This is a genomic window from Pseudomonas sp. SBB6 (genome assembly GCF_024213215.1).
Classification (GTDB): Bacteria; Pseudomonadota; Gammaproteobacteria; order Pseudomonadales; family Pseudomonadaceae; genus Aquipseudomonas; species Aquipseudomonas donghuensis.
On the sequence record NZ_JANAVH010000010.1, the window covers coordinates 59,024 to 81,316 of the forward strand.

General features: G+C 63.9%; 22 protein-coding genes. 5 read left to right on the plus strand and 17 right to left on the minus strand.

Annotation, left to right across the window (positions count from 1 at the left end; all coding sequences use genetic code 11):
- Nucleotides 1–26 precede the first annotated feature (26 nt).
- The gene (gene hppD, locus NLX68_RS19195) at nucleotides 27–1,103 is read right to left on the minus strand and encodes a 4-hydroxyphenylpyruvate dioxygenase (RefSeq protein ID WP_010223608.1); all 1,077 of its coding nucleotides are present in this window, start codon (nucleotides 1,101–1,103) and stop codon (nucleotides 27–29) included.
- A gap of 326 nt (nucleotides 1,104–1,429) precedes the next feature.
- Here hppD and NLX68_RS19200 point away from each other — a divergent pair, with 326 nt between their 5' ends.
- Nucleotides 1,430–3,001 (plus strand): EAL domain-containing protein, encoded by a 1,572-nt coding sequence (locus tag NLX68_RS19200; RefSeq protein ID WP_254285317.1) that lies wholly within the window; start codon nucleotides 1,430–1,432, stop codon nucleotides 2,999–3,001.
- 61 nt (nucleotides 3,002–3,062) lie between these two features.
- Entirely contained in the window at nucleotides 3,063–3,950 is an 888-nt protein-coding gene (gene rarD / locus NLX68_RS19205) for an EamA family transporter RarD (protein ID WP_100783366.1), read from the plus strand.
- On the opposite strand, the gene NLX68_RS19210 is transcribed toward rarD, so the two are convergent.
- From NLX68_RS19210 to NLX68_RS19225, 4 genes are all read right to left on the minus strand, one after another.
- A complete protein-coding gene (locus tag NLX68_RS19210) occupies nucleotides 3,913–5,484 on the minus strand; it encodes a TerC family protein (protein WP_254285319.1) in 1,572 nt (523 codons plus the stop codon). The genes rarD and NLX68_RS19210 overlap by 38 nt on opposite strands.
- Nucleotides 5,485–5,745: 261 nt before the next feature.
- Nucleotides 5,746–8,202: a TonB-dependent siderophore receptor gene (locus NLX68_RS19215; RefSeq protein WP_254285321.1), complete on the minus strand. Its 2,457-nt coding sequence runs from the start codon at nucleotides 8,200–8,202 to the stop codon at nucleotides 5,746–5,748.
- Between the two features lie 77 nt (nucleotides 8,203–8,279).
- Nucleotides 8,280–9,227 (minus strand): FecR domain-containing protein, encoded by a 948-nt coding sequence (locus tag NLX68_RS19220; protein ID WP_254285322.1) that lies wholly within the window; start codon nucleotides 9,225–9,227, stop codon nucleotides 8,280–8,282.
- Nucleotides 9,224–9,739, minus strand: a complete 516-nt coding sequence (locus NLX68_RS19225; protein WP_254285324.1) for a sigma-70 family RNA polymerase sigma factor — start codon at nucleotides 9,737–9,739, stop codon at nucleotides 9,224–9,226. Before NLX68_RS19225 ends, NLX68_RS19220 begins: the two co-directional genes overlap by 4 nt.
- Before the next feature lie 172 nt (nucleotides 9,740–9,911).
- On the opposite strand from NLX68_RS19225, the gene NLX68_RS19230 reads away from it, so the two are divergent.
- Both NLX68_RS19230 and NLX68_RS19235 read left to right on the plus strand, forming a co-directional pair.
- A complete protein-coding gene (locus NLX68_RS19230) occupies nucleotides 9,912–10,607 on the plus strand; it encodes a transcriptional regulator (RefSeq protein WP_254285326.1) in 696 nt (231 codons plus the stop codon).
- A 5-nt stretch (nucleotides 10,608–10,612) separates the two neighbouring features.
- Nucleotides 10,613–11,398, plus strand: a complete 786-nt coding sequence (locus NLX68_RS19235) for a PhzF family phenazine biosynthesis protein (protein ID WP_254285328.1) — start codon at nucleotides 10,613–10,615, stop codon at nucleotides 11,396–11,398.
- Nucleotides 11,399–11,550: 152 nt separating this feature from the next.
- Here the strand turns inward: NLX68_RS19235 and NLX68_RS19240 are convergent, their stop codons facing one another.
- Both NLX68_RS19240 and NLX68_RS19245 read right to left on the minus strand, forming a co-directional pair.
- Nucleotides 11,551–12,723, minus strand: a complete 1,173-nt coding sequence (locus tag NLX68_RS19240; protein WP_254285330.1) for an MFS transporter — start codon at nucleotides 12,721–12,723, stop codon at nucleotides 11,551–11,553.
- A gap of 91 nt (nucleotides 12,724–12,814) precedes the next feature.
- Entirely contained in the window at nucleotides 12,815–14,719 is a 1,905-nt protein-coding gene (locus NLX68_RS19245; RefSeq protein WP_254285332.1) for a M14 family metallopeptidase, read from the minus strand.
- Nucleotides 14,720–14,792: 73 nt separating this feature from the next.
- Here NLX68_RS19245 and NLX68_RS19250 point away from each other — a divergent pair, with 73 nt between their 5' ends.
- Nucleotides 14,793–15,113 carry a cupin gene (locus NLX68_RS19250; RefSeq protein ID WP_254285488.1) on the plus strand — a complete coding sequence of 107 codons (321 nt, stop codon included), beginning with the start codon at nucleotides 14,793–14,795 and terminating at the stop codon, nucleotides 15,111–15,113.
- 47 nt (nucleotides 15,114–15,160) lie between these two features.
- Here NLX68_RS19250 and NLX68_RS19255 read toward each other — a convergent pair whose 3' ends face one another.
- From NLX68_RS19255 to NLX68_RS19300, 10 genes are all read right to left on the minus strand, one after another.
- Nucleotides 15,161–15,646, minus strand: a complete 486-nt coding sequence (locus NLX68_RS19255) for a DUF2199 domain-containing protein (RefSeq protein WP_254285333.1) — start codon at nucleotides 15,644–15,646, stop codon at nucleotides 15,161–15,163.
- A gap of 100 nt (nucleotides 15,647–15,746) precedes the next feature.
- Nucleotides 15,747–16,367 carry an urease accessory protein UreG gene (ureG, locus tag NLX68_RS19260; protein ID WP_254285335.1) on the minus strand — a complete coding sequence of 207 codons (621 nt, stop codon included), beginning with the start codon at nucleotides 16,365–16,367 and terminating at the stop codon, nucleotides 15,747–15,749.
- Between the two features lie 10 nt (nucleotides 16,368–16,377).
- The gene (locus tag NLX68_RS19265) at nucleotides 16,378–17,052 is read right to left on the minus strand and encodes an urease accessory protein UreF (protein WP_254285337.1); all 675 of its coding nucleotides are present in this window, start codon (nucleotides 17,050–17,052) and stop codon (nucleotides 16,378–16,380) included.
- Entirely contained in the window at nucleotides 17,052–17,597 is a 546-nt protein-coding gene (locus NLX68_RS19270; protein ID WP_254285339.1) for a HupE/UreJ family protein, read from the minus strand. Before NLX68_RS19270 ends, NLX68_RS19265 begins: the two co-directional genes overlap by 1 nt.
- Nucleotides 17,598–17,619: 22 nt before the next feature.
- Nucleotides 17,620–18,099: an urease accessory protein UreE gene (gene ureE, locus NLX68_RS19275; protein WP_254285341.1), complete on the minus strand. Its 480-nt coding sequence runs from the start codon at nucleotides 18,097–18,099 to the stop codon at nucleotides 17,620–17,622.
- 9 nt (nucleotides 18,100–18,108) lie between these two features.
- Nucleotides 18,109–19,812, minus strand: a complete 1,704-nt coding sequence (gene ureC, locus NLX68_RS19280; protein WP_254285343.1) for an urease subunit alpha — start codon at nucleotides 19,810–19,812, stop codon at nucleotides 18,109–18,111.
- On the minus strand, nucleotides 19,809–20,126 hold the full coding sequence (locus NLX68_RS19285; protein WP_254285345.1) for an urease subunit beta: 318 nt from the start codon (nucleotides 20,124–20,126) through the stop codon (nucleotides 19,809–19,811). The genes ureC and NLX68_RS19285 overlap by 4 nt, the downstream gene beginning before the upstream one ends.
- A 9-nt stretch (nucleotides 20,127–20,135) precedes the next feature.
- Nucleotides 20,136–20,438 carry an urease subunit gamma gene (locus NLX68_RS19290; protein WP_254285347.1) on the minus strand — a complete coding sequence of 101 codons (303 nt, stop codon included), beginning with the start codon at nucleotides 20,436–20,438 and terminating at the stop codon, nucleotides 20,136–20,138.
- A 9-nt stretch (nucleotides 20,439–20,447) separates the two neighbouring features.
- Nucleotides 20,448–21,281 (minus strand): urease accessory protein UreD, encoded by an 834-nt coding sequence (locus NLX68_RS19295; RefSeq protein ID WP_254285348.1) that lies wholly within the window; start codon nucleotides 21,279–21,281, stop codon nucleotides 20,448–20,450.
- A 253-nt stretch (nucleotides 21,282–21,534) separates the two neighbouring features.
- The gene (locus NLX68_RS19300; RefSeq protein ID WP_254285350.1) at nucleotides 21,535–22,110 is read right to left on the minus strand and encodes an ABATE domain-containing protein; all 576 of its coding nucleotides are present in this window, start codon (nucleotides 22,108–22,110) and stop codon (nucleotides 21,535–21,537) included.
- Nucleotides 22,111–22,293: the final 183 nt, after the last annotated feature.

Here is a 22,293-nt window from a genome sequence, read left to right on the forward strand (position 1 = left end):
AATGGCCTTTTCAGTGACCGCTCAGATCAGTCGGTGCTCAGCACACCGCGACGGACCTGGTCACGCTCGATGGATTCGAACAACGCCTTGAAGTTGCCTTCACCGAAGCCATCGTCACCCTTGCGCTGGATGAACTCGAAGAACACCGGGCCCATCAGGGTTTCCGAGAAGATCTGCAGCAGCAGGCGCTTGTCACCCGCCTCGGACGAACCGTCGAGCAGAATGCCACGGCTCTGCAACTCGCCAACCGGCTCGCCGTGACCTGGCAGACGACCTTCGAGCATCTCGTAGTAGGTGTCTGGCGGCGCCGTCATGAAGCGCATGCCGAGTTTCTTCAGGGCATCCCAGCTTTCGAGCAGGTTGTCGCAGAGGAACGCGACGTGCTGGATGCCTTCGCCGTTGAACTGCATCAGGAACTCTTCGATCTGCCCGGCGCCCTTGGACGACTCTTCGTTGAGCGGGATACGGATCATGCCGTCGGGCGCGGTCATCGCCTTGGAGGTCAGGCCGGTGTACTCGCCCTTGATGTCGAAGTAGCGGATCTCGCGGAAGTTGAACAGCTTCTCGTAGAAACCGGCCCAGTAGGCCATGCGCCCGCGGTAAACGTTGTGGGTCAGGTGGTCGATGATCTTGAGGCCGGCACCCACCGGATGACGATCGACGCCTTCGATGAAGTTGAAGTCGATGTCATAGATCGAGCTGCCTTCCTCGAAACGGTCGATCAGGTACAGCGGCGCGCCGCCGATGCCCTTGATCGCCGGCAGGCGCAGCTCCATTGGCCCGGTTTCGATTTCCACCGGCTGGGCGCCCAGTTCCAGGGCACGGGCATAAGCTTCGTGGGCGTTACGCACACGGAAGGCCATGCCGCATACCGACGGGCCATGCTCGGCGGCAAAGTACGAGGCGACGCTTTTCGGCTCGTTGTTCAGGATCAGGTTGATGTCGCCCTGGCGGTACAGGTGCACGTCCTTGGAACGATGGGTGGCCACCTTGGTGAAGCCCATGATCTGGAAGATCGGTTCCAGGGCGCCCGGGGTTGGCGACGCGAACTCGATGAATTCAAAGCCCATCAGGCCCATCGGGTTTTCAAAGATATCAGCCATGCTCGTTTCCTCATCATCAAAGCGGGTAAATAACGGTCGTTAATTGCTATCGATGTCGAGCAGGCGTGGTGGCGCGCAAGAGATGCCCCTCACACTTCTGGCGAGGTAGTCACCATAAATCAGCTTGAACCCATGACACTTCATATGGACCCATTCTCGGTGGGTTGATTCCCCGACGGTGGAGAACCTTATTATTGTATGCGTAACGGGATTCTACAGTGCGTAAACCGTTTTGTCCGCACTTAAGTTGACACCCATCGGCCGACGAGCGGCTATCCTAGGCACACCGCCGTTTTCATTCCCTGCGCTTATACAGGTTAGCTGCCATGCCGCTCACGGTAAAACGCCCCGGACGCTGGACATTGCGTGCCCTGCTGCCCTGGGCCGTCGGCGCCGTGCCGGTGCTTTGCGGGCTGGTGATCATGCACCTGCAGGCCGAGCGCGAGCTTGACGCACGCAGCCAGGCCACAGCGCAGCAGGTGGTGGCGCAGGTGGAGCTGATCCTGGATAACATTTCCGGCGCGGCCAGGTCGCTGCTGCCGCTGGCCGGCCTGCCGTGCATGGAAGAAAAACTGGCCCTGCGCGATCAGGTCACCCGTCGCTCGTTCGTGCGCTCGACCAATCTGGTGTACCGCAACGAACTGTATTGCAGTTCGCTGTTCGGCCCCTACAGCGAGCAGGTCAACGCCAGCGACTATGTCGATGGCAAACTCTGGTTGATGAATGGCAACTCGGTGACCCCCGGCCACCCCCTGCTGGTGTATCGGGTCTACGAAGGCGAGCGTGGCGCCATCAGCACCGTCGACGGTGACCACCTGCTCACTGCCCTGCGCCTGATCGGCCCGCACACCCAATTGTTGCTGCAGGTGGGGCGCTACTGGATGGGCAAGGACGGCCTGGTGCATGAGGGGCTCGCCCCCGCTGCCGCCGTTGCACCGGTACGGCTCGATTCCAGCCACTACCCGTTCTCGATTCACAGCGGTTATGAGCACGGCAAGATCGGCCAGGTGATGCGCGACGAATACCCTGCCCTGTTCGGCTTGCTGGTGTTTCTCGGCGTGATCGCCGGCGCCGTGTGCCACTGGATGCTGCGCCGGGCCAGTTCGCCGCGGGTCGAACTGCAGCGGGCGATGGAGGCCGACGAATTTTTGCCCTACTTCCAGCCGGTGGTGCGCAAGGGCGACTACCGCTGGGCCGGTGCCGAAGTGCTGATGCGCTGGCAGCACCCGCGTGAAGGCCTGGTACGCCCCGACCTGTTCATTCCCTATGCCGAACACAGCGGCCAGATCGTACCGATGACGCGCCTGCTCATGCAGCGCACCGCCCAGCTTCTGGCGCCGCATGCCGCGCTGATGGACGACGGCTTTCACATTGGCATCAACATCACCGCCGATCACTGCCAGGACCTGGCCCTGTACCACGACTGTCGGCACTTTCTCGCCGCCTTCCCGCCCGGGCGGGTGTTACTGACCCTGGAGTTGACCGAACGCAAACTGATCGCCCCCAGCGAAGCCACCCAGACGCTGTTCGCCAAGCTGCACGAACTGGGGGTGATGATCGCCATCGACGACTTCGGCACCGGTCAGTCCAGCCTCAGCTATTTGCGCCAGTTCAAGGTCGATTACCTGAAGATCGACCAGAGTTTCGTTGCCCTGATCGGTGTCGACGCCTTGTCGCTGCACATTCTCGACAGCATCATCGAGCTGTCGGCCAAGCTTGAGCTGGGCATCGTCGCCGAGGGCGTGGAAACCGACACCCAGCGCGACTACCTGGCACGCCACAACGTCGATTTTCAACAAGGCTATCTGTTCGCCCGGCCGATGCCGATAGAAGACTTTGTCCGCGCCCTGGCGGCCCAGGCCGAGGTCGCGCCACAGAGGGCGGAGGTTGCCGGTTAGGCCTGCAGCCTGAGATCATGGCGGGTTACCCGCTCTGTCATCTTTTGCAACCGAGGCATTTGTGTCAAAAGGCATCATTACATCGGTCACGGCATCGTTCCTGTTTGCCGTGATGTACTACTACACCTCGCTGCTGACACCCCTGGATGGCGAAGAGGTGTTTGGCTGGCGCATGCTCCTGACCCTGCCGTGCGTCACCCTGTTCATGCTGTTCACCCGCGACTGGCCGCTGGTCACCGGGTTGCTGGCGCGCGTGCGGCGCAACCCGCTGCTGTTGCTCGGCCTGCTGGGGACGTCGTCGTTGATGGGCGTGCAACTCTGGCTGTTCCTCTGGGCGCCGTTGCACGGGCGCAGCCTGGAAGTCTCGCTGGGTTACTTTCTGTTGCCGTTGACCATGGTCCTGACCGGCCGCCTGGTTTATGGCGAGCGCCTGTCGCGCCTGCAGAAACTGGCGGTAGCCTGCGCAATGACCGGCGTCGGCCATGAGCTCTACCAGCACGGCAGCTTTGCCTGGGAAACCCTGTTGGTCGCCGGCGGCTACCCGCTGTATTTCGTGTTGCGGCGCAAATGCGCCACCGATCACCTCGGTGGGCTATGGGCCGACATGTGCCTGCTGTTGCCTGCGGCGCTGTACTTCGTGATTCAGGGCCCGTTGTCGGCCCGGGACCTGGCCGAGCATCCGGGGCTGTACGGCCTGATTCCGCTGCTGGGGGTGATCAGCGCCCTGGCGCTGATCTGCTATGTACTGGCCAGCCGCCTGCTGGCGTTCAGCCTGTTCGGCCTGCTCAGCTATGTCGAACCGGTGTTGCTGGTAGCCGTCGCCCTGCTACTGGGCGAGACCATCGGCCCCGACCAGTGGCTGACCTACCTGCCGATCTGGCTGGCGGTGCTGGTGCTGATCGCTGAGGGCGTCAGGCACCTGCTGCGTCAACGGCGGCGTTCGGTGTAAGGCGTACCTGCCGCACCCGACGCTCCTCCACCGCGACCACGGTCATCTTCCAGCTATTGCACACCAGGCTGTCGCCGACCATTGGCAAGCGGTCGAGCAGGCTCATGACCAGGCCGGCGAGGGTCTGGTAGTCCTCGGTGGGCTTGGCGGCAAAACCGGTGCGCGCCTGGATCTGGCTAAGGTTCAGGGCGCCGCTGACGACAAAACCCTGCTCGTCTTCGACAATGCCCGGCCCCTCGACCTCACTGGCATCCGGTAGCTCGCCGGCAATCGACTCGAGGATATCGGTCATGGTCAGCACCCCGGTGAAGTCACCGAACTCGTTGACCACGAAGGCAATGTGCGTCGACTGGTTGCGCATCTGCTCCAGGGCGTTGAGGATGCTGAAACTCTCCAACAGGTTCAGCGGCACCCGGGCCAGGCTCTCAAGGTCGGGCTGATGACCGGCCAGCAGCTCCTTGAGCAGCTCCTTCTTGTGCACGAAGCCCAGGGGTTCTTCGATGCGCCCGTCGCGAATCAGCGGCAGGCGCGAGTAGGACGAATGCATCAAAGCGGTGCGAATCGCCTCGTCCGGCTGCGCCAGGTCAATCGCGTCGACCTCGGCCCGTACCGTCATCACCGTCTTGATTGGCCGCTCGGCAAGGTTCAGCACGCCGCTGATCATCACCCGCTCGCGGCGGTCGAACACCACCTGCGCTTCACCGCCTTCAACCAGGTCGGCGATCTCCTCGCCAACGTCGTCGGCCTCGACCCGACGCCCGCCCAGCAGGCGCATGACCGCATGGGCAGTACGCTCACGCAGCGGCCGATGCTGCTGCAGGCTGCGTTTGCGCCGGGCACGGGCCAACTGGTTGAACAGCTCGATGAGAATCGAGAAGCCAATAGCCGCATACAAGTAGCCTTTGGGGATATGAAAGCCCAGGCCCTCGGCGGTGAGGCTGAAGCCGATCATCATCAAGAAGCCCAGGCACAGCATGATCACCGTCGGGTGGTTGTTGACGAAGCGGGTCAACGGCTTGCTGGCGACAATCATGATGCCGATCGAGAAGACCACCGCGATCATCATGATCGACAGTTCCTCGACCATGCCCACGGCGGTGATCACCGCGTCCAGGGAGAACACCGCATCAAGCACCACGATCTGCGCCACGATTGGCCAGAACGCGGCATGACGCACGCTGCCGGTATTTTGCGCAACGTGGCCTTCCAGGCGCTCGTGCAGCTCCATGGTGGCCTTGAACAGCAGGAATACACCACCAAACAGCATGATCAGGTCGCGACCGGAGAAGTGCTTGTCGAACACCTCGAACAGCGGCGCAGTCAGGGTCACCATCCAGGAAATGCTGGCCAGCAGGCCCAGGCGCATGATCAATGCCAGCGACAGGCCGATCACCCGCGCGCGGTCGCGTTGATGGGGCGGCAGCTTGTCGGCGAGGATGGCGATGAATACCAGGTTGTCGATACCCAGTACCAGCTCCAGCACAATCAGCGTGGCAAGGCCCAGCCAGGCCGTGGGGTCGGCTAGCCATTCCATGGGCGATTACTCATGTGCGGGAACAGGCGGAAAGCGTCACAAGGACGGGAGAAAGGCCGGAACGGCCGGGTACTGGGGGGCTCCGAGAACGAAGTCATGTCAACCTGAAATCAATTGGGGAAGTGATCCTACAATTGCAGCAGTCTTTTCTCACAGCATGAAACTATTTCAAATTCTGTAAGGCTTGAGCGGCGGCCCGCACTCAAGGGCGCCGCTCTTGCCTCACCTGTGCCCTTTGCGCTTGCCCCGCAGGCTCGGCCCTTAGAAGCTCCAGCGCGTGGTCAACATGAAGTTGCGTGGATCGCCGTACAGGTTGCCGCCGTAGGCGGTATTGCCGGCAATGCTCTGGTAGTACTTCTTGTCGAACACGTTGTTCAGGTTCAAGCGCACATCCAGGTGCTCGGAAGCCTGGTAGCTGAGCATCAGATCGACCAGGGTATAGGCCTGCTGCTCGATACGGTAACGGCTCTCGGTGGCATAGAAGTTGTTGCCCTTGTTGTAGATCTGGTTCTGCCGGTACAGGCCGCCGCCGACCTTCCAGCGTTGCAGTTCACCCGGCAGTTGATAGGTGGTGAAGGCCTTGAACACATGCCGGGGAATGTCAGTATCGAACAAGCGTCCCTCGTTGGCAGGGTCGCTGTCCTTGACGTATTTGACCTGGGCAAAGGTATAGCCCGCGCCCAACTCCCACCCCGGCAGAACGGTGCCGTTGAGCTCAAGCTCGATCCCTTCGCTGCGCAGTTTGCCGGCAGCCTCCGCGCAACTGGGCACCAGCGCCGAGCACTCATTGATCTCAAGCGTCTTGGCGCGGTTTTGCTGGTCGATGCGAAACACTGCGGCACTGGCATTCAAACTGCCGTCGAAGTATTCGCCCTTGATCCCGAGCTCATAGTTCTTGCCCTCCATCGGCTCGATCGCGGCGCCCGCCGCGTCCAGTTCCGACTGCGGCTTGAAGATGTCGGTGTAGCTGGCGTACAGCGAATGGTGCACATCCAGGTCATAGATGATGCCGGCGTAACGCGTGACATGGCGCGTCACCGAGTAGTCGCTGCCGGTTGGCGCGCGGCTGCCGTTGCGGGTACGGGTGTCGTTGTCGTACCAGTCCAGGCGCCCGCCGAGGATCAGCTTCAGGTCATCGGCCAGGTTGAAGCGGGTGGTCAGGTAGGCGCCGGTCTGCGAGGTCTCGCGGTCCTGATGCCAGTAGCTCAGGTCCAGCTCGCGCTTGGGCAGCGAGCCCGGGTCCCAGTTGTAGATATCCATGCCGATCGCGTCATCGCTGTAGTTGCCCTTGCCTTCGAAGGTCAGCTCACGCCGGCTGGCACCGACCACCAGTTCATGGGTCCGCCCGAGCAACTGGAAAGGCCCCGATGCGTAGGCGTCGTAACTGCTCTGCTCATCGTCATAGTGGTACTGGCCCAGGTACTGACCGAACACCTCGCCCTCATCGCCCATGCGTTCGGTCATGCTGCCCAGCATCTTCAGGTCCGACCAGGTGCGGCTGGCGGCCAACAGCAGTTTCCAGTCGTTGTCGAAGCGGTAATCCAGGCGGCTGAACACCGTGGTGTTGTCCTGGTCCCAGTACTCCCAGTCATTGCCCAGGTAGGTCTTGCGGGACAAATGCAGGTCGCTGCCATCGATTGCCGTTGGCAAGCCACCCCAGGTCGCGGTGTTGTTGACGCGCTGGTTGGAGACGCCGAGGGTCAAGGTGCTGTTGTCGCTGAGGTCGGCCTCGCCAATGGCGTAGAACACCGAACGCTCGCTGTCGGTGACGTCCTGAAAGCTGTTGCGCGCCTGGTACGCCGTGACCACCCGCCCCCGCAAGGTGGCGTTGTCGTTGAGTGGCCCGGAAGCATCCACTTCGCTGCGGTAGTTGTCCCAGCTACCGGCGCTGGCGGTGATGCTCACGCGCGGGTCCGCCGTCGGGCGCTTGCGCACCATGTTGATGGCCGCCGACGGTGTACCCGCCCCCTGCATCAGCCCGGTGGCGCCGCGCACCACTTCGACGTGGTCGTAGATGGCCATGTCCGGCGCCGAGTTCATGTCCCGCGACAGGTAATGCGACAGGTCGTTGGACAGCCCGTCGTTCATCAGGTTTTCCACGGTAAAGCCACGCGCATAGAACGTCGGGCGCTGCGGGCCATCCTTGGTCATGGACATGCCCGGGGTGCTCTTGAGCACATCTTCAAGGCTGCGCAGGTTCTGGTCGTCCATGCGCTGGCGGGTGATCACCGTTACCGACTGCGGCGTCTCGCGGATGGTCAGCGCCAGCTTGGTCGCCGTCTGCATCGGCCCGGTGGTGTAGGAGCCACTGTCTTCGGTGATGCTTCCCAGCATCTGCCCATTGATACTGGTGGCGCCCAGTTCCACTGCCCCATTGGCGGCGGGCACCTCGACCAGCACATAGCCATCGCTGCTCGCCTGTGCCTGCAACGCATGGCCCCGCAGTACCTGGGCGAACCCTTCCTGCACCGCGTAACTGCCCTGCAGACCGGCGCTGGCAAGGCCTGCCACTTGCCCGGCATTGAACGAGATGGCCAGGCCGCTCTCGCGGGCAAAGCGACTCAGCACGTCACCCAAAGGGCCGCCAGGAATGTCGTAGCGTTTTATCTGCTGCTGGGCCTGTAGCGGCTGGGCCGCCAGCAGAGGCACGGCGCCAAGGGCGAAATGGACCGCCAGGGTCAACGCACGGCAGGGCTTGAATGGCTTGGGTGAAAGCATGTTCCCGACTCTCCGATGTATTGGGCTAATACAAGGACGCTCGGGTAACAAGAACTGGAAGCGTTTGATAATAATTTTTATTCGAGCCTGACACGGGTCAGCCACGGCGTGTAGTGCTCGACCCGGATCGGGAAACTGCGCGCGAGCAGGCGCAAGGCCCGCTCGCTGTCGTCGGCAGGCAGCACCGCGGTGACGTTCAGGTGCGCCAGGGCCTTGGCATCGAACAGCAGGTAGCCCTGGTGATTGCGGGCCAGGCGCTCCAGCACCTCGCTCAAGGGTTGTTCGCGCACCAGCATCTGCTGCCTGGCCCAGGCCTGCTCCAGGCCCGAGGCATCCACTGCCTGCACCGCCTGCATGCCCGAGGCACTGAACTGCACCTGCTGCCCGGCGCTCACCGTCTGGGTGCTGGCGCCGCTGTGCACTTCGGTACTCGACTCGATCATCACCAGGCGCGTGCTTTCGTCCAGGCGCTCCACCCTAAAACGCGTGCCCAGTGCGCGAATGCTGCCATGCGCGGTCACCACCCGGAACGGCCGGGCGGCATCCTTGGCCACGTCCACGAGGATGTCACCGCTGAGCAGCCGAACGGTACGGGTCTGCGCGTCGAACTGCAGGTCGACCGCCGAACGGCCCTCCAGGCTGATCCGACTGCCGTCCGGCAATTGCTCGCTGCGCCACTGGCCCGTACCGGTGCGCAGATCGGCCATCAGGTAGGCCGGCGGATAATGCTGGAGCAAGGCAGCGCCGGGCAGCAACAGCGCCAGGCTGACGGCCAGCGCCTTGAGTGCCTGCTTGCCGGGGGCTCGCGCCGTCACCCGCTGCAAGGCGGCACGGGCCGGGGCACGCGGCAGTTCGCGCAGCGGCGCAAGGCTGCCTTGCAAACGCTGCACGGCGTCCAGGTGTTCATCGGCCTCGGCCAACCAGGCGCCGAACGCCTGCTGGTCGGCAGCGCTCGGTTCATCATCCAGGCGTACCAACCATTCGGCCGCCTCGCGCAACACCGCGGCGCTGGGTGACGGGCTCATCGTGCCGACTCGCTGGCGGCATGACACTGCAACAAGGCCTGGACCAGATCGTTCTGCACGGTTTTGCTCGAGACCTGGAAGCGCTCGGCGATCTGCGCATGGCTCAGGCCTTCCAGGTGGCGCAGGATAAACACCTGACGTGCGCGCGCACTCATCTGCTCCAGGGCGCGGGCAATCTGTTCAAGGGCCTTTACGGCCGCCAGCAGTTGTTCGGGTGAAGGGGCCTGCTCGAGGTGCTCGACGTGCCGCGCGAGTTCTTCACGGTACGCCTGCTCAAGCTTTTGCCGACGGCCGCGATCGACCAGCAGGCGGCGCGCCACCGTGGCCAGAAACGCCCGCGGCTCGCGCGGCGCCACGTAGGCACCGGCATTGAGCAGGCGCACGAAAGTGTCCTGGGCCAGGTCGGCGGCATTGTGCGGGCAGTCCAGGCGTCGTCGCAGCCACCCCAGCAACCAGCCGTGATAGCCCTTGTACAAGGTGTCGAGACTGTCAGCAGGAGGAGGCACTTTCATCGGCGCAGGCATTAAATGAGAATGGTTATATCTTAAGTGCCTGAGCCGGGCGGACGCAATCCTGAAGGGCCCTAGCGGGTGGAGATGCCGCACACAAACTCTACAGTTAGTTGATATTTCAACTATCCGTTGATAATTTGATCGCGACCATTCAACTCCCTCGAAGGCCCTGATGAAGGTTTCCAACGCATTGAGCAGCGAACGACAACTGATCCTCGGCGTACTGCACAGCACCTTGAAAATGCTCAGCCATGCACTCGGCTCCCATACCGAAATCGTCCTGCATGACGTGCTCAACCCGCAGCGCTCCATCCTCGCCATCGCCAACGGCCATGTCACCGGGCGCCAGGTCGGTGGTTCGGTGTTGGGCGGGCCGCGTCATGACCAGGGTTTCGCCGCCGTGCGCCGGGCCATGGACGATCGCTCCAGTAGCGAGCCGATCGTGGTCGAGAACTACGCCACCCTCGCCCCCGACGGCCGTCCCTTGCGCAGCGCTACCGTGGTTTATCGCGACAGCAGCGGGCAGCCGTTTGCCAGCCTGTGCATCAACACCGACCTCAGCGCGATCGCTGCCGCGCATCACGTGCTCGCAGGCCTGCTGGGGCTGGCCAGCGCACCTGCGCCAGCGCCGGATGAATCCCGGGACATGGAACAGTTGATGATCGAGATCATCCAGGACGCCTGCCCCGGCGGCGTGCTCGGCATGAAGAAAGCGCAAAAGATCCAGGCCGTGCGGCACATGCAGGAGCGCGGCCTGTTCATCGTCAAGGGCGGCATCGAGAAAGCCGCCGCCACACTCGGCGTGACCCGCTACACCATCTACAACTACCTGGAGCAGATCCGGGCAACAGACAACGGACAGGAATGATCAGCATGCAACTTGAACTGTTCCAGGTAGACGCGTTTTCAGCCACGGCGTTTGGCGGCAACCCGGCCGCAGTGTGCCCGCTTGAGGCCTGGTTGCCGGATGCGACGCTGCAGCAGATTGCTGCCGAGAACAACCTGTCGGAAACCGCCTATGTAGTACGCAACGGCGAGCTGTTCGAACTGCGCTGGTTTACCCCGACGGTAGAAGTCGACCTGTGTGGCCACGCCACCCTGGCGACCGCCTGGGTGCTGTTCGAGCAGTTCGGCGAACAGCGCGACACCCTGCGCTTTGCCACCCGTAGCGGCGAGTTGCGGGTTCGCCGTGACGGTGCTCGCCTGGCCATGGACTTCCCGGCCAAGCAGCCACAAGCCGTGGCAGTGCCCGATGGCTTATTGCAGGCCCTGGGCCTGGCGCGGATCGAGGCGCTGTACCGCACCGATGACTACCTGGTGGTGGTCGAGGATCAAGCGCTGATCGCCGTTCTTGAGCCCGACTATGCTGCGCTGGCGGCCTTTGACGTGCGCGGCATTGCGGTCACGGCCCCGGGCAAGCACTTTGACTTCGTCTCGCGCTGGTTCGGCCCGCGGGTAGGCGTCAATGAAGACCCGGTCACCGGCTCCGCCCACACCTCGCTGGCCCCCTACTGGGCCGAGCGCCTGGGCAAGCGCAGCCTGACGGCCGAGCAAGGCGGCGCGCGCAAGGGCCAGCTGCACTGTCAAGTGTTGAACAACGGCCGGGTGATCATCAGCGGAGAGGGTGCGCTGTACCTGCGCGGTACGATCTTTATCTGAGCAGGCTCAACAACTGGCTGCCCTGGCCACAGGCAATCACCACCAGCCCTACCAGGGTTCGGCTGGCGCAGAACCTGTGGGAGCTGGCTTGTCCCGCGATGAGGCCCGCCTAGCCAGCACACCCGGTGGCGCCTGGACTGCGACCGCCGCGCCTAAAGGGTCCTTGGCAGGTAGCTGTGCAGTTGTCGCTCGACCCACCAGGACAACGGCAGGGTCAGCAGCAGGATCGCCGCCAGGCCGATTACCGCCGCAGTGACGCCGGACGCATCGCCTATGCGGCCGAACACCACCGGCGCCAGCGCGCCGCCACCAATGGTGCCGGTGTAGAACAAGGCAAAGGCCTGATCGCGCTTGCCCGCCCCCGCCAGTTCCGGCACCACGCCGTACAGCACCGACGAGGTGCCATTGAGCACCAGGCCCAGCAGCGGCAACAGCGCCATCATCGCCGCTAGCGGCAGGAACAACATCACCAGGATCAGCAACGCGGTGGCCGACTCGGTGAACCACACAGTTTTCATCATGCCGATGCGCGCACCCAGGTAGCCGCACACCAGCTTGCCGAAGGCGCCGCCGACAAACAGCAGCATCAACGCCAGGCCGATACCCGCGGAGCCGGCACCCTTGCCTTGCAGCAAAAACGGTAGAAAGGTAAGAAAACCCATGCGCACGGCGCTGTCGAAGGTGCCGGTCAGCAGCAAGGCGGCCAGGCCGCTGCCGGAGTCGTTACCACGGGCCGTCACGGCTTTGCGCGGGCTCGACGGCAACGACGGCTGCGGCGCAATCAGCCACCAGAGCACACCGGCGGCAGCCAGGCCAAGCAGGCCCAGCACGGTGACGCTGGTTTGCCAGCTGGTTACCAGCAACAGCAAACCGACTCCGGCAGGCACCAGCATCTTGCCGATATCGCCGGCAAAATTGTACTGCGCCAGCGCCTCCTTGACCCCGCCCCCGGCCTCATGGGTGTCGGTGACCAACGACGACGCCAGGGGGTGCTGGGTACTGGCGCCAAGGCCGCCCAGCACCAGCGCGAGCAACAGCACAGCGAGGCCACCGGCCTGCCCGGCAACCAGGTAAGCCAGCCCGGCCAGGGCGGTGCCGCCGACCAACAGGCGCTCCCGGCCCCAGCGCTTGGCCGCGCGGCCGGCCAGCAATTGCAGGCCGGCCATCATCCCGGCATAGGCGCCACGCAGCAGGCCGACCTGAGCAAAACTCAGGGCGAACTGCGCCTGCCACAGCGGCAGCAATACGTAGATAACGTCGGTAAGGCCGTCATGCACGGCGTGGGCCATGCTGGCGGCGAACAGCGAGCGACGGCGGATGTTCATGCAATGAAGGCTCTGGCTGGAAGACCAGCGCCTTTATAGATCACCGCGTTTGCCCAAGACCAATACCGATTTCAGACCGATTGATACCGGGTCAGTACACCGCGCCCACCGGATAGACAAATGCATTGACGTCATAGAACGGCGTGCGCGCGTAGAACCAGTGCAGGCGGGCACTGGGGCTGGCGGCGAAGGCCTTGTCGCTCTTGAGCTTGCTGTCGAACTCGGCCTTCAGTTCCGGGCTCTCGGCGAGCATTTTGCGCGCCATTGGCTCCATCACGTATTCCTCCGGCTCTTCAGCCGCCACCAGGGTCGAATTGAAGAAGCCCCAGGCCCAGAACGAGTCCGGGCTTTCGGGGTATAGCAGGTTGACCGCCAGCACGCCCAACGGCTGGTCGGTATCGATCACCACCGAACCGGCCGGGAAGGTCTGCAAGCGCTCCAGCGGCTTGGCCACGCCACTGACCAGCAAGCGCCCTTCGTAACCGGGGATCTGGTTGCTTTGCGTGCGATCGGGTTCGAAACCACCCGCCACTTTCACCTCATCCATGCGATACAGCGTAACGGCAATCGGTGTCGGCTTGTCGAGAGTGGTCATGTGGATGCCATGGGCCTTGAGCCGGGCGATCACCTCGCGCCACTGCCCCGGCACCACGTACTGCCGGGGCCGCTTGACCACCAGGTCGGGCTCGGTGTTGCCGGTGACCGGGACCTTGAGTTTTTTCGCCGTGTTACTCCAGACGATGGTCCTGGCGCCGGTGATCGGCGACTGCTCATAGCGGTAATCACCTACGGTAAACGCTGTGGTCCGGGCCTTGCCCGGCTTCCAGGTCAAGGTCACCTGCTCTTGCGTCTCCAGGCGTTCGCGGTCCTGGCGGATGGCTTCGTTGAGCGACACCGCCTGATCGCCGATCACCTGGAACATGCTCTTGAGCATCACGTAATTGCCCAGCACCTGGGTCTGGTACGGGTGCAATGCGTGTTGCTCGATCAGGATCGACGGCACATTGCGGATATCGCCGTACTGGTTGGAAAAGCGTGCGTAGTCCGTGCGGTACGGGTAGTAGCCCTGGCTTGGGTCCTGGTTGCTGTTGAGGCTGATGCACTCGTGCACCACATGGCCGTCGGCCTCCAGCGCCTGGTACACCGGCGCGCGCATGACGTTGTCCATCCAGGCGCTGCTGGCCGGCGACCAGCCATTGCCATTGTGGCAATACGAACTGTCGTAAGGGTACATGGCGCCATCAGTGGAGTGGGTGTCAGCGAAGAAACTCAGCTGGTAGGTGTTGAACACCCAGGCGACGTTGCGGATTTCGGCGCTGTCGAGCTTGGTGAAGTCACGGTTGAGGTTGTAGTTCAGGCCGTTGACCCGCCAGCCGGTTTCATCCGGGCCGTTCTGGTTGATCCGCCCGTAGGCACTGCGGCGCAGGTCGCCGTCGACATTGACGGTGGGAATGAACAGGATGTTGACCTTCTCCAGCAAGGCAGCCAACGGTTTGTCACCCGTGGTCATGTCACGCAGGAGCATGAACATCGCATCCTTGCCATTGGCTTCGCCCGGGTGAATCTGGGCCTCGACGAAGATCGTCGGCTTGCCCGATTCACTCAGCCCGGCCGGCGATTTGTCGACCTCAAGGGAGGCGATGGCCATCAACATCGGGTGGCCTTCGGCGCTTTTTTCCGGCAGGTCGTTGAGCACGATATTGCCACCGGAGGCCGCCGCCAGGCGGGTCATGTAGGCGCGGGTTTCGTCGTAGTTGCTGGTCTGGCGGAATTCGCTGGCTTCGGCCTGGGTGATCAGCGGGTTGTCCGGCTTGGCAAGGTAGCGGGTGCTGGTCAGGGTCTGGGCGAACATTGGCGGCAGGATGCGCTGCTTGGCAGCCGGCGAATAACCGCTATCGTCGATGTAGGACGGCGCGCTGGGCAATGCCGCCAGAGCTGGCAGGGCCGCGCCCAGCAGCATTGCAACAACGAGGGGCCGCAAAAGCGGGTGTTTCATGATCAATCCCTATCATGAGTGGCAGGTGCCCACCTTAAACCACAACGTGCAACCAGACGAGAGCCAGGCCGCCATGCTCGACAACCTGTTTGATCCACTGCCCGCGGCGGGCGCACAAGAGCATTTCGAACAACTGCTGACCCGCCCGGGGCTGCGCATTGAACGCATCGTCTCCCATGGCCAGGCCAGCCCGCCAGGGTTCTGGTACAACCAGGCGCAGGGCGAATGGGTGGTGTTGCTGGCCGGGTCTGCCGGGTTGCGGCTGGAACATGAGCCTGCCGAGCGGGTGCTACGACCGGGGGATTTCATTGATATTCCGGCGCACTGCCGGCACCGGCTCGAATGGACCGACAGCACCCAGACCACGGTGTGGCTCGGGGTACATTATGACTGATGGGTGGCATAGGCCAGGCCAGCCAGCACGATACAGGCCTGGGCCTTTCAGGCGAACATCACGCTGTACTCATGCGCGCGGTGCAAGGAAATCCCGTTGACCTGCTCCACGGCCAACGGGTGGCTGCTGGCGTTCAGCGTCACACTGGGGCGTGAGGTCGGCCCGCTCAATTGCAGCAGGCCTTCCAGCCCCAGGGTCTCTGGCAGGTTGGCAATGCTGTTGGCCAGGCGTACGGCAAAAGGCGGCTCGCCAGCCTGGCCCTCATCACGCCAGAGCTCGCAGACACGGTCGAAATCGCTCGGCTGCAGTTCAACCCAGATACCGATGCAGTAGCTATCGTTCATTTGCGCCACGGCCAGAGGCAACAGTGCCCGCAGGAAAAACCGTTCGCCGGCGATCACACACCAGTCGTTGCTTTCCCTAACCTTGTGCTCGCGCGCCTCGGCGCTAAGCGCGAACAGCACATCCGGACGCCGGAACGCCAGTTCACCCAGGTCATCGGCGTGGTCCTTGCCGCACTGACTGCACATCATCAAAGTTGCCTCCTGCATTGGATCGAGTCGTTGGGGGTGGCGACTCTATCAGGCCCACGCATTCCTGCGGAAGCTGGCTTGCCAGCGATGCTGTTGACGATCACAGCGGTTTCAACATGCCCCGCTCGACGATGAAATCGATCACCTGCTGCAAGCCTTGCCCGGTCTTGAGGTTGGTGAAGGTCCACGGCCGTTGCGGGCGCATGCGCTGGGTGTCCTTTTCCATTACCTCCAGCGAAGCGCCGACGTAAGGCGCCAGGTCAATCTTGTTGATCACCAGGAAGTCCGACTTGGTGATCCCCGGCCCGCCCTTGCGCGGGATTTTTTCACCTTCGGCGACATCGATCACGTACACGGTCAGGTCCGCCAGCTCCGGGCTGAAGGTGGCGCTGAGGTTGTCGCCGCCGCTCTCGACAAAGATCACTTCGAGGTTGCCGAACGTGCGCGCCAGTTCTTCCACCGCCGCCAGGTTCATCGAGGCGTCCTCGCGGATCGCGGTGTGCGGGCAACCGCCGGTTTCCACCCCGACAATGCGCTCGGGGGCCAGGGCGCCAGCCTCGGTGAGGATGCGCTGGTCTTCCTTGGTGTAGATGTCGTTGGTCACCACGGCGATCTCATAATGGTCGCGCATGGCCTTGCACAGCGCTTCGAGCAGCGCGGTCTTGCCGGAGCCGACCGGGCCGCCGACACCGACGCGCAGGGGTTGTTGGTAGCTTTGCATGGGGGTTTCCTCAGGATCGGAACAAGCGGGTGTATTGGGTTTCGTGCCGCGCCGAGGCAATCGCCAGCAACGGCAAGCCGCCGCCGAGCTGGTCATCGCCAAGGGCCAGGGCGGTTTGCAGCACCTGGGGTAGCACTTCGCTCAGGTCACGCAGCAAGGTCTGTGCCGCTTGCTGGCCAAACGGCACCAGCTTGACCCCGGCCATCACCGCGCCTTCGAGCCAGGCATAGCCGTGACCGAGGGCCAGATCCCGCAACGGGATCTCCCAGTGCACAGCCAGCCAGGCCATGCCGCCAAGCTGGCTGAGCTCCAGCGACGCACGCCATTCGGGCGCCTGGCCCAACTGCCAGCCATCGAGCAATCGGGTCAGGGCCATGCCACGCTGGCGTTCTTCCAGGCGCAGTTCGGCGGTTTCGCGGTTGGCCAGTAAAAACCGGCTCCAGCGTGCGAACGCCTCGGCATCGTCATCCAGGCAAGCTTGATACAGCCGCGCCAGCAGCGGCCAGTCGAGGTGGCACAGGGTGTCCTCGATCTGTTGGCATTGCCAGCTGCGAAAACCTTCGGCGCCCTGCACCCAGCCGGCCTCCACCGCCCACTCCAGGCCTTGCGAGTAGGTGAAACCACCCACCGGCAGGCTCGGGCTGGCCAGTTGCAGCACGCGCAGCAGCTTCAGGTCGTGGTTCATCAACCGGCCAGCACCAGCGCGGCGCCGGCCAGCAGGCTGCCAGCGAAGGCCTTCTGCAAGCCCTGGTGCCGACGCAGCAGACATCCCGCGCCAAAGCCGACCAGCAACAACAGGCCACTGACGCTGACGAACCCTGCGCTGAACACCCAGAACGCGCCCGGGCTGGCCTCAACGCCATGGGCCCAACCGTGGAACAGGGCAAACAGCGGCATGGCCAGGGCCAGCAATACCTGGCGGCTGGGCACCAGCAGCGCCGCGGCGGCCACCAGCAGCGAGCCGATGATCATGGTTTCCATGCCGAGCACGCCGCCGAACACGTGGCCCATCAGCGCCCCGCCGAACATCGCGCCCAGGGTCAGCAACGGCAGCGCCAGGGTGCGCCCGGTCAGGGCCGCGAGCACGCCGGTGCCGAGCAGCATCAGCAAGTGATCAAGGCCGGTCAGCGGGTGCAGCAAACCGTCCTGCAACGGGTTGGCGTCATGGCCGGGGTGGGCGAACGCCGGAACCGCAACCAGCAGCAGTGCGAGGGTAATGAGCTTCTTCATCGGGCAATCTCCTTATCGACAATCAGTGGTGAGCGACGCGAACGAACAGATGGTCACTGTGGGCGTGGCTGTGCGGCGCGCTCTGGTAGGCACCGGCTTCAGGCTCGAACGGCGCCTGCTCAAGCGTCACCTCCAGGCCCAGGCCGCGGACCATCTCATCGAGCACATGGTCGTGCTGATAACGCACCAGGCCGGCCTCGATCTGCAGCGGTACATGGCGGTTGCCCAGGTGATAGGCGGCGCGGGTCAGCAACAGCGGATTGGCGCAGCGCACCGTGGACACCTGCTCGGCCGCCGCCAGCACGCGAATCACCTCGCCGCCCTGCTCTTCGCCAAGCAGTTCGCCACCGCGCAGCAACTGCCCGCGTTCGAGCATCAAGCCGGCCTCGCGGCCATCGTCGAGGGTGACGCGCACACGGCTCTTGATGCGCGTGTCGACGGTAAGGGTGACGGTGCCGCTTACCTGGGCGGCGTCGCTCAGGCGACGGGTCAAGAGGATCATGCTCGCTCCTTAAAACAGAAAATAACGCTGGGCCATCGGCAACACCGTGGCCGGTTCGCACACCAGCAGCTCACCGTCGGCGCGCACCTGGTAGGTTTGCGAGTCGACCTCGATCATCGGCAACCGGCCGTTATGGACCATGTCGCCCTTGCGCACCGTGCGACAGCCTCGGGCCTCGCCGATCAGGCTGTGCAGCCCCAGTTGCCGGTGCACGCCACGGTCGATCGCCGCCTTGGACAGAAAGGTCATGCGCGTGGCATGGCGCGCGGCGCCCAGGGCGCCGAACATCGGCCGGTAGTGCACCGGTTGCGGGGTCGGGATCGAGCCGTTGATATCGCCCATGGGCGCCATGGCGATCATCCCGCCCTTGATCACCAGCGCAGGTTTCACCCCGAAGAATGCCGGCGCCCAGAGCACCAGGTCAGCCAGTTTGCCGGCCTCGATCGAGCCCACTTCATGGGCGATGCCATGGGTCAGCGCTGGGTTGATGGTGTACTTGGCGATGTAGCGCTTGACCCGGAAGTTGTCGCTGCGTGCGCTATCTGGCGCCAAGGGGCCACGGCGCAGTTTCATCTGGTGCGCCACCTGCCAGGTACGCAGCACCACCTCCCCGACCCGGCCCATGGCCTGGGAGTCGGACGAGGTCATGGAAAACGCCCCGAGGTCATGGAGGATGTCTTCGGCGGCAATCGTCTCGCGGCGGATGCGCGACTCGGCGAAGGCCACGTCTTCGGCAATGCTCGGGTCCAGGTGGTGGCAGACCATGAGCATGTCCAGGTGCTCGTCGACGGTGTTCTGGGTGTAGGGCAAGGTCGGGTTGGTCGAGGACGGCAGCACGTTGGCAAAGGCCGCGGCGCGGATGATGTCCGGCGCATGGCCACCGCCCGCGCCTTCGGTGTGGAAGGTATGGATGGTGCGATCGCCGATGGCCGCCAGGGTGTCCTCGATGCAGCCGGACTCATTGAGGGTGTCGGTGTGGATCGCCACCTGCACGTCGTGTTCTTCGGCCACGCCAAGGCAGCAGTCGATGGCCGCCGGGGTCGAGCCCCAGTCTTCGTGCAGTTTCAGGCCGACGGCGCCGGCTTCGATCTGCTCGCGCAGGGCCTCGGGCCGCGAGGCGTTGCCCTTGCCCAGCAGGCCGATATTGATCGGCAACTGGTCGGCGGCCTGGAGCATGCGCGCCAGGTACCAGGGCCCGGAGGTGCAGGTGGTGGCATTGGTGCCGGTGGCCGGCCCGGTGCCGCCGCCGATGAAGGTGGTAATGCCCGAGGTCAGCGCTTCTTCGACCTGTTGCGGGCAGATGAAGTGAATGTGCGAGTCGATGCCGCCGGCGGTGACGATCTTGCCTTCGGCGGCGATCACCTCGGTACCCGGCCCCACCGGCAGGGTCACCCCCGGTTGCACATCGGGGTTGCCGGCCTTGCCGACGCCGACGATGCGCCCGTCCTTGATGCCGATGTCGGCCTTGACGATGCCCCAGTGGTCGATGATCAGCGCATTGGTCAGCACCAGGTCCAACGCCTGGGCGGCGAGCATCTGGCCCTGGCCCATGCCGTCGCGGATGACCTTGCCGCCGCCGAATTTGACCTCCTCGCCATAAACCGTGAAGTCCTTCTCGACCTCGACCCACAGCTCGGTGTCGGCCAGGCGCACGCGGTCGCCCACCGTGGGGCCGAACATGTCGGCGTAGGCCCTGCGGGAAATCCGGCTCATGCCTGCGCCTCCAGCTTGCCCATGACCTTGCCCTGAAAGCCGTAGACCTCGCGTTTGCCGCGATACGGCACCAGGTGGACGGTGCGTGCCTGGCCCGGTTCGAACCGCACGGCGGTGCCGGCGGCGATATCCAGGCGCAAGCCACGGGTCGGCTCGCGCTCGAACACCAGGGCGTTGTTCACCTCGTAAAAGTGATAGTGCGAGCCGACCTGCACCGGCCGGTCGCCGTGGTTGGCGACGGTGACGCTGATTACCGCCAGGCCTGCATTGAGTTCGATGTCGCCGTCGGCGACCTGTACTTCTCCGGGAATCATCCTGCGCTCCTAGACGATCGGGTCATGGACGGTGACCAGCTTGGTGCCGTCGGGAAAGGTCGCTTCCACCTGCACATCGGGGATCATTTCGCTGACCCCGGCCATCACCTGGTCGCGGCGCAGCACTTCGCGGCCGAGGTTCATCAGCTCGGCCACGGTGCGCCCGTCGCGGGCACCTTCCATCACTGCGGCGCTGATCAATGCCACCGCTTCCGGGTAGTTGAGCTTCAGGCCACGGGCCAGGCGCCGCTCGGCCAGCAGCGCGGCGGTGAACAGCAGCAGTTTGTCTTTCTCTCGCGGGGTCAGCTCCATGGCGTTCTCTCAAGTGGCCCAGATCCGCGGCGGGCATGGCGCCAGGCCGACCACGGCGGGTCGCAAGGCATGCCAGAGCCGCTGCAAAGTGGATTGCAGGCGTTGGTTGTCGTGGTCGAGCAGGCGTACCACCAGCAGTTGGCCGAGCAGGGTCGCGCCGGCCGGGGCGCCCAGGTCTTCGAGCAGGGCGCGGCTCTGTTCGAGCAGTTCGTTGCTGGCCGGGTAGGCACAAAAGGTCGCTTGCAGGGGCAAGCCTGCGAGTTTCTCCAACTGCCCGCCATCGATGCGCAGGCGCTCGTGCAGGCCCGGGTCGTCGGCCACCTCGATGTGCAGGCGGCTGTCGAGGGCGCCGTGGCTGAACCTCTCACCCATCACCGGGCGGCCCAGGCACAGGGTTTCCCAGGCCAGCAGGCGGGCGCCGGGCATGAGGGTAAAACGGTTTTCCAGGCGCACTCTGGCGCCGGCAAAGCAGATGCTGCCCTGGGGCAGCCATTCGAGCGTGCTGTTTTCGGCCAGACAGAAGTGCTGCTGGAGGATCGAGGTCGGGCCGGCGCTGCGGTAGAACTTGGTCGCCCCGGGCATGGTCAGCAGTGCATGGCTGCCTGGCTCCAGGTGCACATCGAGCAGCAGTTTGTCGCCACCGACCACACCACCAGGCGGGTGCAGCACATAGACGTGGCACGGCGCGCCCTCGGGATAGAACGGCCGCTGCACCAAAAGTGGACCGAAATGGCGCCGCGCACCAATACAGGTCCTGGTCTCGCCCCGGACGAAACGCAGCCTGAGCTCGGCGCGCCAGCCGGCATCAGCGGTGACCTGGTCGGGGAGTTCGGGGAGCGACATGCCTCAGGTTCCAGTAAACGCTGCAGCTATCGGGCTACAGACGCATTTGCAAGAAACAACCTGCGCGCTCAAGCCAATGCGGCGACGTGCAGGTTTGACCAATCGATCAGCAATCGATGGCAGAGGCAAAGCACATAGCGGGCCAAGATGGCGCGCTGGAGGGGTTTGTTTAAACCGCCGGCATGCACCGGTTTAGCGCTGCCCGGTTGCCGGGTGTTTAAACCCGGGCATCAGAGCCTTCCTACAATGGCGGCTACTCCTGGCGCAGGCGCTTGCGGTGCTCGGCGACTTTATGCCGGTTGCCGCACACCGCCATGCTGCACCAGCGCCGACGGTGGGACTTGGTGCGGTCGTAGAACCAGAGGATGCAGTCAGGGTGTTCGCAGGTCCTGACCAGGCTGAAGTCGCCGCCGGCCAACAGCTCGGCCGCTTGCTCGGCCAGGGGCGCCAGCAGTTGCTCGGCCGAACGCCGCTCGGCCACTCGCAGCAGTTTCGGGCCATCGTGGTTGTCCCACAGCAGTTGCGCGTGGCTGGCGCCCTGGGCCAGGAAGCGATTGAGGATCGCCGGATCGCCGCGCCCGCCCGCCTTGCGTTGCTCGACCAGCGCGCGCAATGACTCGCGCAAGGTAACTGCCGCCTCCAGCAACGCGCCCTTGGCCAGGCGTGGCGCGGGTCCCTCTTGCAAGCCCATGCGCTGCAGCCAGGCCAACACGTCGGCATCGCTGTGCCAGAAGTCGGTGCGCTGGCCGTCGACGATGGCCACGGTATTGAGCATGTCCAGTACCGGGTGATCGGCGAGGACATAGGGTTCGGTGATGGCGTCGGTCATGGCCATTCTCGGCGGTGGGGGTTGCTCCATGGTAACCCTTATTTTCTGTGTTTCAAGTTACAGCGCCGCTCATCGCTGTTTTTATGTAACCCTTAAAATTAATTTGACAGGTTACTTACCCTGTGCAAGATTTGTTTGCGCAGTAACCCTTAATATCAGTCAATCAGGTTACAGAGGAACAGT